Raw genomic sequence first — 15,551 nt, 5'->3', positions numbered from 1 at the left:
TCAACATCGAACACTTTTGTGTGTTCAGGGTGAAGTTCGTCTTGAGTAAAAAATTTGCTGAAACTTTAATCGGGCGAACAACATTCATTGTTCGCGCTGATTAAAAAATGATCAGCTTAGCTGATCAATTGAACCAAAACATCCGCCGTTTTTTGCAAAAAATGCAGATCAGGCGGAATGATTTGGTTTAACTGAACGCTGAACAGGGCACCTATTTTAGCAAAAGAATTTCCTTAGCAATCCATTCTTTGTGCTCCTCAATTACATATTCAAAGTTCTGCTGTGAGTAGTACTCATTTGGAGGTAATTTATTGCTTTCAAGAAGCATTGAAGATGGTGCATCATTAGGCCATCCCCAAGCTGACCAAAACTCTGCAAACTTCATTAAACCATACATTGGGTCTTCATCGATATTAGATAGTGTGTACTCCAATGAAACCAAGCGCCATTTTCTTTTGGATTTAACTAAATTTACTTCCGTAATCTGACAAATTTCTACCAAGTTTTCGCGTAATTCGGCATAAGAATAACTATTTTCCAACGCTAAACCCACAACTATATCCATCAAGGAATCGCCAATCGAAATATTTCTTAGTTCGTTAGATGCAAAATCTGCAACCAAAGAAGCAGATAGACGTCCTGATACGCCTGGAATACTCTCTGTTCCAATTAAAAGTACCCCCCAATCGGTCATGTCATGACCGATCATTAATTTATATATTTCTTCAATCATGGCTCAATTGGTTTTCCGTTAATTTTACCGCCTGGGATGAACATTCTATGAGTAACTCCACCCAGGTTCGTATCGATAATCCATTCAAATCTTCCTTCAACTCCATTTAAGCTACCAGAGATTTGGAAAAGGGTGCGTTCAGCTGACAGCGGAAACGATGCGGCATATCCTGCATAATTATCCACCAAATCAGAGAAACCATGAGCTCGCGCTGGATTTGGAAATTCTTGCGTCGCGAAAGGGCCATTTGGTTTATTTTCATAAACTGGTATCGGATTCCCATTTGCGTCGAGAACTTGTTGGTTTGATACGCTATCCACTTTGTTACCACTACCCCCCCCTTTTACATAACCATTACCGACCCTCGGTGAAATTATCACATCGTTTGAGACGGCTGACCAATCAATGTCAATGTTACCGCCGCTGTTGCCAGCACTGTTCGTCCCAGGTGAAGCCGACCCACTTCCGCCGTTGCCATATGGCTGATTTCTTGCAGAATTTGCCGACGTATTAAGATCACCGCTTGGATTTTTTAGTCCGCTGTTAGCGGTTGTGTTATCTATTGCCGTATTTTTGACAATAGTCGCGTCTTGTGCAGCAACCTTAGTTGTATTCGAGCTGGGAAGCAGTGCGCCAATTCCATTGAGTGCACCCTGCACTACGTCCGTCACACCATCTCCTATTTTACCATCCAGGATTTCTGCAACGCCGCGTCCAAATTGCGATCCACCAAGAACCGTTAGCAATACCGCTCCTGGTGTTCCCATTGTCGTTGCAGCGACTACAGGGCCAATGGTTCCACCCACTGTATTTTCAAGTGTATTGGCTCCTACATTATTAAAGCCATTATTGTTTAGGTAACTTACAGCAGGATTTTCCTTGATAGGCGAAATTGTTCCATCACTAGTAATAACGTTTTGCGTAAAGTCAACCGTGCGAACACCCAGGGCATTATTTTGTATGTTCGTAGCAATTTCTGCGGGCGTACGTGGCATTGGAGTACCCGCTAAATTGTTAGGCGTACTAACACCTGGCAGGGTATTTTGAGTTTGATTAGGGAATTCAACTACTTGCCCATCGCTCAGTTGGATTGCTGGAATTGGATTGCCATTCGCATCAAATGAGACGCCTCTAGTATAAACTGTCCCCGCCGGGTAATATCCGGCGGGATAATCAGGCGTTGTGTCTGTTGCAGTAAACCCGCTATTTCCTGTGCTAACAAGCTTTATTCCCAAAGGGGTACTGCCATAGGTATTTGTGGTCGTTGTTGCAGAGTTTTGAGCGCCTCCAGTGGGATCATTGCCACTCATGTAAAATTGCGTTCCTCTGGGCAGGTTAGGGTAGCCTTGCTCCGCTGGTGTTAGTCCTAAATTGGTAGTAGTTGAGTCAGACGTTCCCGCCGCCACCTGAATATCATTTGGATTGATCAAATCGCTGATATTGGCAACACTGGTCGTGCTGATACTCGAATCCACCTCTATACTTGTAGTAGCATTCCGAGTCGCAAAATTATTGCCTTGGGCAAATCCAAGTGGTGGCGCAATCGACTGATGTCCAACAGTTTTCCAGCCTGCCGCCGCCATGGTGGAATCAGCAAGTCCGAAGTCATCCGTCATCCAGTCAGCATTACTAGCGTCTGATGTGATCGCTTCTCCTATTTGGTAAGTTCCATCAGGTAACACAAAGTAATATTGGCTTCTGCCATCCCAACCTTGCGATTTTAGTGCGTCAGTGACGACATCCCAATTTTGCCCATCCCAGCCATTCTTGGTGAGGTCGTTCAGATTGATGGTGTAGCCGCCAATGGGTTTATCCCCATAGGCAACCGTATAAGCACCATTGTCTGCATGCCCAATAACACTGGCCACCAGATTTTCTGCATTAGCGCCCCCCTTAATTAGGTCTTCTTTGCTTATTGCACCGGCGGCTAACCCCATGTTTTGTGTATACAATTGTCCAGCAAACACCCCGGAAGCCGACCCTGTACTGCTCAACCCCGTCCACACCGGATTAGTAGAGGTATTGTTATTCGCAGGCGACATCGCCTGTGTTCTTTCCGCTGCCGTCGTCACATTCCCCAAATTCAAATTATTCTGAGAAGTACCAGTCGTTGTCGTTGCTGTTGCAGTCCCCGTAGTATTCCCCGTAGTCGCCGTCCCTTGCTTGACCTGCTGTACAAACGTGGTGTTGGCCGCAATCTGATTGGCATTGGGTGCCGTAGGTGCTGGTGGTATGGCGGCAATTTGGTTGTTTATACTATCGATCTGTCCTTGCAAGCCCGTCATATAGCCCTGCCACGCGAGCAAGGTAGAACTGGCGTTTGGATTAGATGCACTCAGTTGCTGGAACTGCGTGTTTGCCAGGCCCAGCATGTAAGTACGGTAGTTCAACTCCGTTTGCAACGTACTGATATCGCTGGAAATCACCGGTGCAGGTAAAGCCTGTGGTTGCGGCAATGAAGGATCTGGCGGTGTCGTTGGTGGCGTGGTGGGAGCTGGTGGTGTGGTCCCTCCTTGCAATGCGGTTATCTGCCCATTGACACTATTAATTTGACTCTGCAAGTCAGCAATATGTGCCTGCAAATACTGGATCAGCGTACCCACATCCGCCGGATTAGACGCATACAGCGAATTCAACTGAACAGAAGACGTACTTAAATCTGCCGTCAACTGCGCCAGCTGTGCCAGCAGGGTAGGGAGATCCGCTGCTGGTGGAGGTGGAGGTGGGGCAGATCCTCCACCCGCGCCCAGCGCACGCAATGCATCCATTTGGGCTGCAATGTTGCTGATCCTCGCACGGATATCAGCAGCGCGTGCCTCTTCGGCAGCCAGCAGGACTTCTTCATTGTCAGGATGTGTTTCACGAATACGGTTGATTTGATTGAGCGAATACGACAAATCCCCTGATGCAGAATCATATTGCGCTTGCAAGATATTGAGCTGATCTTCAATACTCAGGTCACTCGTTGAACTCTGCGCACTGACACTCATCATCATCGGCGCAAAGCTGACACTATCCTGTGCGGGTGTTTCTGCTGATGCCCCCGCATCCATCACGCTGGTGCTGTCTGCCGAGATAACCGCATCTGACATCACCGCATCCGACAAACTGCTGGTGTCAACAGCGTCAGTGGTCGCAACAGCGTCTGTTGTGTCCGACAGCCCACTCGTATCCAGCATGACCGTATTCGCCCCGGCTTCACTGTCACTCAAAGCCATCGCACTAAACATCGCCCTGGTAGCAAACAGCGCAGCAGGGGATGGGCTGGCCCAGGTATCGGTCTTACCGTTACCATTGCCTGCATTGGCCGCAAAGTCATTGTGGTTTTCACCCGTCCAGCTATTAAACACCTGACCATTCACGATCAGATTGTTCGTCGCCACACCAGCCTGTTCGCTTACCAGTACCTGGCCATGTGCATCGGTAATCTTGTGGCTGACAGTCGTTGTGGTGGAATTGTTGGTAAGTCTGTCTGTGCTCGTTACCTGGCTCTGTTTGCCATTGACGTCATAACTGATTTGTTGGGTATTCCACAGATTGAATTGGGCCCACTGACCATTGCTAAAGGTCGATTGTGAACCGGTACGTAAATAACCTTCAGCCAAACTGAAATCGACACTGACGTTGACGGAGTCACCAGCAGCATCGCCACTGCTATAGCCACGCAGGTTACCCACCGCATCATAGGTGCCGTAGTTGCTTGCCCCTGTGCCCTGGCCCTGAGCGTTATATGTAACATCTTTTCTGAGAAGGCCATCAGCATCATAGTAGTGGGTATTCTTCGTCGCCGTTTCCGCAAATGCCGCCAGCTGACTGACCTGCAAAGCCTGCAAATAACGCGCATCCATACTGCTGTTGATACCTTGCTGCAGCAGCCGACCCGCACCGTCATACATGCGCTGGTCCACAACCGTTGCCAGGTTCTGTGGCAGACGGTTACCTTGCAAGTCATAACTGGCCACCGCAATACTGCTGACACGGTTGGCTGCGTCATAACTGAAGTAACGCGTGATCAGCCCTTCGCGCACGATATACGTGGTGTTGCTGGTGTCGGGCTGACCGTTGGTGCCGAGTGGAATCTGTGCCACCAGTTCCTTGCCCCAGGTCGTATCACTGGCGATATTACCGTTCTTGTCGTAAGTCAGTACATGACCCTGGGTGCTGTTGGTGTTGTTCTGGTTGGCGACATTGCTGTCACTGGCTCCTTCCACCAGGGTTTGTCTTTGCATGCTGTCATAGCCATACCAGTTACTGGTGACGGTGGCGGCACTGGCGACAGTTTCATGGCTGACCGTATGCATGCTGCCACTGATGCTGACCTGGCGGGTACTGGTGCCTGCTGTCTGTGCCTGCTGCACATTCAGCTCATGCTGCAGCTTGCCGGTCTTGTCATATGACAGGGCACTGATATACCCCTCATCCAATGCTTCAATCAGCGAGACCTGGCCCTGGGCGTTATAACTCAGGCGGGTGTTTTGCAGGCTGATGTCAGCCTGGATGGTTTGTTCCCTCGTGTGTTGGCCTGCCAGGTTGTAGCTGTACAGCGTGGTCTTGTCGGTAGCCAGGTCACGGATCTGGGTGACTTGGCCAGCTTCGTTGTAATGGTAGTTCAGGTTCTGGCCACGGGTATTGGTTTGTTGCAGCAATTGGCCGGCACTGTCATAGCTATAGCTATAGGTGGCACCACCAATATCCTTGTGGCTTTGCAACTGACCCGCTGCATTGAATTGCCAGGTGCTGATATTGCCATTGGCATCGCGGTTGGCGATTTGATGGCCCTGGGCATCATAGGCGAATTGGTCATACTGGCCCAGTGGTTTGGTGGTAAGGACGAGGTTACCACGCAGGTCGTAACCATACTTGGTGGTTTCACCATTGGCATTGGTGCTGGCAATGACGCGTCCGGCCTGGTCGTACGTGGTGGTACTGACCAGGTTTTGCAGGCTACCGGTGACATTGCCGGTGCTGGTGCCGTACAGGCCAACCGGGTCACTGCTGGACTGGATGACACGGCCCAGGTGGTCGTACTGGTAACGGATGTGGTTGCCGTCGGCGTCGGTCAGGGTAAGCTGGTCACCAAAGGCATTATAGGCATGGCTGACGATGCCGCCATCGGCATGGGTTTCCTGCACCAGTTGGCCGTTGGCATCATAGCGCAGCTGGTTGAGATTGCCATTGGCGTCACGGGTCGCAATCTGGCGACCGGCACGGTCATAATAGAAGGAAGACACCGCGCTGTTGGCGCTTTGCTGGCCTGTTGCATCCGGGCTGGTCTGGCGGATCAGCTGGTTGTTGGCATTGTACTGATAAGTTGTCGCACCACCGTAGCCATTCAAGTCACTGCGGCTGATGAGGTTGCCCCAGCGATCGAAGCTTTGATGGATGACCGGGGTTTGTCCATCACGGGTTGGCAGGGTTAATGTCACTGCACGGCCCAGTGCATCATACTGACTGGTGCTGCGACGCAGGCCAGACACATAATCAGCTTCCTGGGCACTGCCTATGCTGGCCAGTGGGTCACCATTGCCCAGATTGAGGCTGGCGGTGCTGATACCGGCACTGCTTAAGGTGACGGTCTGGTGGCCTTGTACATCGTATTGCATGACTTTGGTGACACCACCGCTGTTGCTGCGCCAGACATGGCCAGCGTTGTCATAATCAAAGTGCGCTACCTCAACACCATTGCTGCGCTGGCTGATGGCTTCATCAAAGGCGTTGTAGCTGACTTCATTGCGTACCACAGCAGTTTGGGCCTGGTTGATGGTGTTGATCTGGCTACCATTAGCACTGAGCTGGACATTGCTGCCCGGGGTAATGCTGGCGGTACGGCGGCCCAGGGCGTCGTATTCATAGGCGGTAAACAGGGTGTGTACACTACCATCGGCATTGCTGACGGCTTGCCATTGTTTGTCCAGATGGTTTTGTGCATCGTAAGACGCAAAGTGATTGACGCCATTGGCATCTGCACTTTGCACCACATTGCCACGGTTGTCGTAACGGGCCAGGCTGATACGGTCATCGGCGCTGCTGGCTGGTGTCGTGTAGCCGCTACTGTTGGCGGTGGTTGCGCCGTTGGCGTATTCCAGTTTGGTGACGACATTGCCATAGGCATCGCGACGGTATTCGGTCAGTGGTGTTAAGTTGGTGGTGTTGTCAGCAGTATTGCCACTAACGGCACCCGTCACGGCACGTACGTGGCCCAGGGCATCGTAATAACGGTAAGTGCGGTTGCCCAGCCCATCGGTACTGCTGATGACATTGCCGACGGCATCATATTGCTGGCTGGTGGTGATATCGCCACGGGTACGCTGGCCGGTGCTCATACTATTAATGCTATTGCTGTCGGCAGCATCACTCACATCGACATTGACGCGTGTCTGGCTGATCTGGCGGTTCGCCTTGTCATAGGTAAAGACGCTCGTGCGGTCATCATCGCTGCTGACTGGTAAAACCAGACCGCTCTTGGTGTCGATGGTGCCGGCATTGGCATAGTCTGTGGTGCTGGTGATATTACCGGCAGCATCATACGACTTGGTGGTGACATAACCCAGTGCATTGATACCGGCAATGCGTTGGCCTTTTTTGTCATAGAAGTAACGGGTGGCGGCCCAGGTATCGGTTTGTGGATCGCTGAGCACGGATGACTGGCTCAGGTTGCCGAACACGTCATAGCTCCAGCAGGTCACTTTGGCTGCCAGCATGCTGGTTTCACCATCTTGCCCGCTGTTGACCCAGGTCGCCGGTTCCGTGGTTTCTATCGCACGGCCCAACTGGTCGTAACGGGTAGTGGTGGTTCTGTCCTGGCTATGGTCCAGACCAGCCAGTGCTGTTGTGACCTGGCTGCTCACGGGTGCCTTGCCTGCCTGACCACTGATAGCTACGGCATCGATGGCCGTCGCATAGCGGGTGACTGCCGTGGTATTACCAAAGCTGTTATGGCTATAGCCTGTCACATTGCCAAGGGCATCGATGTCGTAGTTGAGATGGCCCAGCTTGTCATAAGCGCGGTAGCTGTAGTTGCCTGCCACATCGCGGCTGGCGATGACATTGCCGAAGCTGTCATAGGTGACAGAGCTTTGTAGCGTGACTTGTTTTTCTGATGCGCTTGCCAGGCTGTTGGCACCATTGCTGGCCAGGTTATCCGCCGCCGGGTCATACACCGTGGTGGTCTGGTAAGTGGTCCTGGTCTGACGCCCCATTGCATCATATTCATAGCTGGTGGTACGTTGTTCTGGCCTGCCAGCGGCTTCGGCACGGCTAGTCAGGTTGCCCAGTGCATCGTAAGTCATGCGGGTCACGATGGCGGCGCTGACGGTGGCCCCTATCTGCAAATTGCCACTGCTGTCGGCAGTGACACTGGCCAGGCTGACGACGGGTGAGGTTTCACTCAATACATGGCCGGCAGCATCGTAGTCATAAGTCCAGGTGGCACCGTTTTGATTGGTGTAGCTGGTACGGTTACCCACGCCGTCATAGCTAAATTGTTCATTGTTACCCAGCGCATCGGTATGGGTAGTCATGCGGCCATCAGCGTCGTACTGGTAAGTCTGGAGCTGATCGGCGCTGTTGTTGACCAGGGCAGCAGCAATGCTGGCCTGGGTGATGTTGCTGCTATTGACGATGGTGGCTGGCAAGGCGGTGGCATATTGCTTGTTGCTGACCAGGCGTCCCAGTGCATCATAGCCATATGCTTTTACATAACCCAGGCTGTCGATGCTGTAGCGTACACGGCCATTGGCATCAAAGACTTGTTGCTGGCGTTGGTCATTGCTGGCATCGGCTTGCAGCAAGGCACGTACGCTGGCCGTGCTGACTGTGTTTGTGGTGGCAGTGGTGGCTGACAGCGCACTGAGGTCAATGGTGTTGGCGTAATTGATGGTGCTGGTGACATTGCCATTGGCATCGTAACGGGTTTCACTGACGGCACCCTGGCTGTCGATGGTAAAGACCAGGCGATGTGCGCTGTCATAGGTGTAACGCAGCGTGCGGTCTTGCTTGGCGTCGGGCTGCAACTGGCTGGCGATATCGCTGCTGTTTGCTTGTGTCGTTGCATTGGGTGCCGTAATGGCATTGGCATAGGTGATGCGTTGTGCCAACTGGCCATTGGCATCATAGATGTAGTGACTGACCACACCTTCGGCATTGACCTGGTAGCTGACGCGATTGGCATCATCGTAGCTCATCAACGTCACGCGGTCGGCAGCACTGGCTTGTACGCTGTTGGCATTAGTACCATTGGCGATGGCATTGGCATAACTGATCTGTTTGACCAGGTTGCCGTTCTTGTCAAACACCTGCTGGGTCACGGCATCACTGCCATTCACGCTCCATGTCAGGCGATTGGCCGCATCATAGGTGCGGTGCACGTGGGCATCATGGGCAGTATCAGCCAGGGCGGCAGTGGCTGCTGCCAGTGCCGTGGCAGTCATGGGGGTGCTGGCTGGCAGCGGCTTGGCATAGGTGATGGCATCGACCAGATTGCCATTGGCATCATAGGTATTTTTAGTGACGGTACCAGTGCCGTTGACGACATACAGCGGACGATTAAGGGCATCGTAGACGGTACGCACGCGCTGGTCATGCGCCGGGTCGGCCACCACCAGGGGGGCGGTACCCGGGGTCCAGCCCGACAGGCGTATCGGTTTGGCATAGCTGACGCGCTCGGTCACATTGCCATTGGCATCATAGCTGTAAGCGGTGACGCTGCCGGTGGCATCGATGCTGTAGCGGACATGGCCGTCTTTGTCATAGACGCGGTTCTGGCGCACATCCTGGGCCGGGTCAGCCTGCAGTCTGGCGGCGACATCTGCCAGGCTGGGGCTAGTGCTGAGTCCGGTCAGTGAAATGGTATTGGCATAGCTGATGCTGGTGAGCATCCTGCCTTCATGGTCGTAGATGGCCTTTTGTACGGCACCGGTGGGGCTGATGGTATAGACCAGGCGGTCATTGGCATCAAATACATAGCGCGTCAGGTTGCCGTCGGCATCGGTGACGCTGGTGACATTGCCTTTGGCATCATACTGGTAATGGTGACTGAGGTTGAGTCCATCCGGATCGGTATGGTCGGCAATGCGGTGTCCCTGGGCATCGTAGTCGTACTGGACGACATCGCCTGCCGGGCTGGTGATGCGCACGACATGGCCTTGCTCATCGTAACTATAGCTGGTGACGGCATTGAGGCCAGTCGGGTCTACTACCTGGCTGGTGACCTGGCCTTTGAGGTCGTAATGCGTCAGGGTGACGATGCCATTGGCATCGGTCATGCTGATTTGCTGGCCTTTGGCGTCGTACTGGTAGCTGGTGGTGAGTGCCAGGCCATTGGCGTCTACTGTGCGGGACAGCAAACGGTTGGCGGCATCGTAGTGGTAATCGACTTTGTTGCCATTGGCATCGATGGTCTGGATCAGGCGGTTGGCATGGTCATACACATTGCCAGCGCTATTGAGTTCGCTGGCAGCACTGAGCAAATTGCCATTGGCATCGTATTGATAGCTGGTGACATGACCATTGCCATCGGTGACGCTGTGGGTCTGGCCTTCACGGTTGTGGATGGTGCTGACGGTCACGCCTTCGGCGGTGGTGATGCGGACACCACGGTTGGCGGTGTCATAGGTGTAGCTAACCGTATTGCCATTCCCATCGGTCTGGGTCAGGACACGACCGATGGCATCATAGCTGACGCTGCGCAGGGTTTGGTCAGAGTTGGGATCAGCAGCGATGCTGACAATGGCACGGCCCAGACGGTCATAGCTGACCTGGCGTACATTGCCATTGGCATCCACACTGCGGGTGGCACGGCCAAAGGCATCATAGTCAACCTGGTTGGTGGCGGCAACACCAGCGGTATCGGTGACAGAACCGGTTTGCAAGCCACGGTGATCAAACATGGCCAATTGGGTCAATGCGGTATTACCGGCACCTGTGGTCCCTGTCGTACTACTGATGCGTTCACCAAAGGTATCGTAAGTAAAACTGGTGACCGCACCAAGCTGGTCGGTGACGCTGGTCATCTGACCCGCGTTGTTATAGCTGACGGTGGTGTGGCTATCGAGGGCACTATTGGCGATGGCTGTCAGTGCGCTACGCAGCGTGCTATCCACCAGGCCACCATGCAGACTAGTCAAATCCGTCAGGCGGGTGCCGTACTGGATGGTGCCGACCAGTTGGTTCAAGCTATTGTATTGACGCTCTTGCACTTCGCCCAGGGCATTGATGCTGTGGGTGAGGTTGCCACTCTGATCGTAGTAATACAGGGTGGTGTTGCCATTCGGGTCGGTCATGCTGATGCGGCGACCGGCAGTGTCATAGGCATAGCTGGTGCCATACTGGGCCCAGATGGTATCGACTTCTTGCGGGCTTTGTTGACCATTGAGCTGGGCACTGCCCAAGCCAGACAGGGTGGCAATGACGCGGCCCACCTGGTCGTAACGCTGGTTGCTGATGCGGATGTCGCCGGTACCGGCAGCATTGATGACTTTAATCAGATTGCCGGCAACATCGTACTGGTATTGCGTTTGGGTGCCTTCGGCATTGGTGCTGCTGATGACGCGGTTCAATGCATCATAGGTCTGGCTGCTGATCTGGTCTTCGGTACTGCTGGCCGGACGCAGGCTGGCCAGGGTGGAATTGGCGGTGACCGGGCCCAGTACCTTGTTGTTGTAGCGGGTGCTGCTGGTGACATTGCCATTGGCGTCGTAATGCAATTCGGTCAAATAAGCTTCGGCATCGACATTGGCGACCAGTTGGCCTTTGGTGTTGTAGAGGGCGTAGCTGTGCTGGTCGGCGGCATTGGCAGCCGGGATCAGGCTGGCGAAGTTGCTGTTAGCCGTAACGGGAGCAGTAACTTTAGTGGCGTAGCGGATGACTTCAACACGACGTCCGGCACCATCATAACGGTATTGGCTGAGATAGCCTTCGGCATCGACGCTGCCGATGAGCTGGTTGTTGGCGTCATAGAAGCCGGTATTGCTTCTGTCATCGGCATGGGCAGCGACCACCACATCTTGCGGGCCAGCAGCAAGACTGAGGGTGGCAGGGGCAATGGCATTAGCTCTTTGTACGGTGGACAGCAGATTACCTGCAGCGTCGTAGCTGTATTCAGTGACGAGACCAGCGGCACTGACGGTTTTACTCAAGTGACCGGCGGCATCGTAGAAGCTGCGGCTGATGAGGTCATTGGCTGAACTGGTCAGCATCGGCAGCAGGTCGTAGGTGGTGCGGGCTGGCGGGGTGACAACAGGCGGCGTGACAACCGGTGGAACGACTACAGGAGGTGGTTCAGCCGGGGCGGCACCCAGGTCTGCCCAGACAGCGGACGATGCCAGGCCCGGTGTTTCACCCAGGGTGAACCATTGGGCCAGCCACAGGTGATTCTGGTAACTGATGGTTTCGCCACCATAGTAGGTGACGCCTGCACCAAAGGGGGCATAGGTACCGGCATCCGGGGCTTGCGCCCAGGCTTGTGACTGGCCGGGGATGTCGCCATGGCTGGGCCAGCGGGCTTTCCAATGCTGGCCCTGGTAGTCAACGATTTGATCTTGTGCATATTCCGGACCGGCAGACCAGGGCGGGTTGGTGCCTGCTGGCACCACCTGGCTCCAGACGTGATCCACGCCTGGTTCATTGCCGGGGGTGGTGGTCCAGCCTGCTTTCCAGAGCTGGCCATCGTGGCTGACGATCTGGTTGACGACATATTCAACACCCACCATCCACGTACGTGCCGTGCCTGGTGCGGGTACCTGTGTCCAGACCTTGTTGATACCTGGCGTATTGCCTAAAGCGGTGTCCCAGCGGGCGAGATACACCTGGCCGTCATAGGTGACGGTTTGGCCTTCCAAATAATATTGGCTGTCTGACCAGGCAGCAATACTGTTGGCAGATACCACTTCCAGCCAAACTGCGCTGCCTGTCGGGTCACTGCCCTGGTTATTACTCTTTGCCTGATACACTTTACCGTTGTGGCTAACCTGGTCACCGATCAGGTAGGACGTGGCAACATTCCAGTCTGGTGTAATGATGGGCTGGGGTGCTGGTGCAGGCGTGGTTGGTGCCGTTGGCGTCGTTGGTGCTGTTGGCGCAGTTGGTGTTGCAGGGGTTATTGACTGCGATGCGGAAGTATTAATCGCCCCCAGGTCTGTCCACGGTGAACCGCTGTCACCATTTGGTGCAGAGCCGACGTTATACCAGTTGGCTTGCCACAAATGACCTTCATAACCAACGATTTCACCACCCTGGTAGGTGGTCTGGTTATTGGTGACTACAGGTGTACCGCCGTGGTAAGTCAGGTTGGCTTGCCACAGGCTATAACCTTCGGTACCGGCAATGGGTTCCCAGACTGCGGCTGCATCCAGGTCAGTACCTGTCATGGTGCTGCCCATGGTGTCCCAGCGGGTTTTATAGAGCTGCCCCTGGTAATTGACGTAGGTGCCAGCAGCATAAAAGATGTTGGCTGCCCAGACTTCGGCCTGGACATTGATCGGTGTCGGGACCGGTGTGGTCGTTGGCGGCGTGACTGGTGGCGTCGTTGGTGGATTGGCCGGCGGCGTCGTTGGTGGTGTTTCCGGCGCAGGTGTTGTCGCCAGTGGATCGCTATTGCTGATGAGTTTGGCGATCTGGGTCGCATCCAGTGCCACGCTGTGTTGTATGGTCTGGGTGCGTTGACCCAGTGCATTGTAGACATACTGGGTGACTTTGCCATCGCCATCAACCTGTCCTTGCAGGTTGCCGGCAGCATCGTAGATATACAGTTGTTTGACACCAGTTGCATCGGTGCTGACGCTGAGGCGACCCAGGTCGTCATAGCGGTATTGGCTTTGTGCCTGGCCACCGGCCATGCTGGAGATCAACTGCCCGGCAGCGTCATACACAGCAGTGTCGATGCGGCCATTGGCCTGGGTTTGGGTGATGGTGTGGTTGGCATCATCATAGTGGGTGATGGTGGTCTGCCCCAGGGCATCGGTGCTCGACAACTGGCGGTTCAGGCCGTCATAGGTGAAGCTGGTCTGGTTGTGATCGGCATCGACCTTGAACAATAAATTACCGGCCGCATCATAGCTGTAGATGGTGGTGGATTCCTGACCATCGACGACGCCATTGCCACTGGCATCAACGGTCTTGAAGCGGGTGGAGGAAGTCAGTTGGCCACGGCTGTTGTAGTGGTAGTCAATGCGGCTGGTTTGTGCGGGGTTTTGCGCAGCGGCCCAGGTGAGCAGGCTGCCCAGGTCCAGGCTTTGGCTGGTGGTTAATGTATGTAGGTCAAAGCTGGCTGCCGGGTAGCTGATGGTGGCAATGCGCTGGCCAGCGGCATCATAACGGAATTCGCTGACATTGCCTTCGGCGCTGATGACAAAGCGGGGGTTGAGCTGGCCGTCGTAGACGGTGCGGGTGGTTTCCGGCAAACCGGTTGCCTGGTCGTTCGTCGCAGCTGCACGGTACAGTGTGGAAGTCTGTACCTGGTGCTGGTCGCCATAGGTGCGTTCCATTCGCTCGCCCTGGCTGTCGACCTGACTCAGCAGGTTGCCCTGGGCATCATAGGTGTAGTTGCTGCTGTTACCGAGGGCATCGGTGCTCTGGATGAGGTTGCCGGCAGCATCGTATTGGTAATGCACTTGTTGTGTCACGCCATCGACAGTGGGGCCGGTAATGCTGGTCAGGCGGTTGTGGTCGTCGTAGGTATAGGTATTCTTGTTACCCAGTGGGTCGGTGACGGTGGTGGTTTTGTTGTCCAGGTCATAGCTGAAGCGGGTGACGCGGCCCAGGGCATCGGTCATGCTGGCAATGCGGTCTGTGCCACCCAGGTTGATGTAGGTGAAGCTGAGCTGGGTGCCATCGGTCTGGCTGACGCTGGTGATGAGCTTGCTGCTGCCTGCATAGCTGTAGTTGGTGACATACACATTGCCATCGGTGCTGCTACCGTCGTCGGGGCTGAGGTCGAGTTTGACCTGGGTCAGGCGGTTTTGGGTATCGTAGCTGTAGCTGGTGTTGCTTTGGATAGTGCCGTCAGCGAGGATGATTTTTTCTTGGGCGAGGTTGCTGCCGGTATAGCTGAATTCAACTTTATCGCCATTGGCGCTGGTGATGCTGCTTAGGTAGTCGCCGCTATAGGTGTAGCTGCTGGTGTTGCCATTGGCATCGCTGGCAGAAGTCAGACGCCAGGTGTCGCCATGGACGGCATAGCTTTCTTTGCTTTGGGTGGCAGGGTCGGTCCAGGTCCAGCTGGATTGGCTGCTGTCAAAGGCGAGTGTGTCAAAGCGGCCAGAACCGGCACGGGCGATATAGGTGTGGCTGGCAGCATCAAAATCATAGGTCTGGACGGCATTGTCGGTGCCGATGCGCTGGATGGAGCTGCCTGCCTGGTTAAGGGTGCCGGTGAGGTTGATAAGGCGGCGGTAGCCATTGATCCACCAGTTGTCGGCATTGTCGTCGTTGAACACACCCTGGCTGTTGTAGGTGCGTAGCAGGGACACATTGTTGCCACGGGCGACCAGCAGGCTGTCGCGGTCTTGCAGTACCAGGTTGCCGTTAGCGATATTGACACTGCTTTGCTCGCCCGTCTTGCCTTGCGCTGCCGAACCCAGGTTACCGCGCTGGCCCAGATTGCTGGTGGACGTTAAGTTCAGGCCTGTGCTGTTTCCGCTAACAATTGCTACCATGTTTATTCACCCTTGTATGTTCAGATCAGTAGATTGCGTGACAACAATGTTTCTTTAAAAAACTGCCACGTATGAGCACAAGGTATCCACGGATTTTGAAAAAGGTTTAGCTGAATCGGAAAATTATTTGTATTTCCATCAATTATTTTTAATATTCAATGAATATA

2 protein-coding genes are annotated in these 15,551 nt (G+C 54.1%); both read right to left on the bottom strand.

The genetic code is table 11. From position 1 onward, the window contains the following. Positions 1 to 211: 211 nt before the first annotated feature. Positions 212 to 733 carry a DUF2247 family protein gene (locus AC1RVX_RS05190; RefSeq protein WP_493215506.1) on the bottom strand — a complete coding sequence of 174 codons (522 nt, stop codon included), beginning with the start codon at positions 731 to 733 and terminating at the stop codon, positions 212 to 214. Then, the gene (locus AC1RVX_RS05185) at positions 730 to 15,384 is read right to left on the bottom strand and encodes a carbohydrate-binding protein (RefSeq protein ID WP_493215505.1); all 14,655 of its coding nucleotides are present in this window, start codon (positions 15,382 to 15,384) and stop codon (positions 730 to 732) included. The genes AC1RVX_RS05190 and AC1RVX_RS05185 overlap by 4 nt, the downstream gene beginning before the upstream one ends. Between the last annotated feature and the right edge of the window lie 167 nt (positions 15,385 to 15,551).

The sequence above is a fragment of the Undibacterium sp. GW821-FHT11B02 genome (assembly GCF_058808955.1).
The sequence above is the reverse complement of the archived record's forward strand: the minus strand, read 5'-3'. Positions and strand labels throughout refer to the sequence as shown.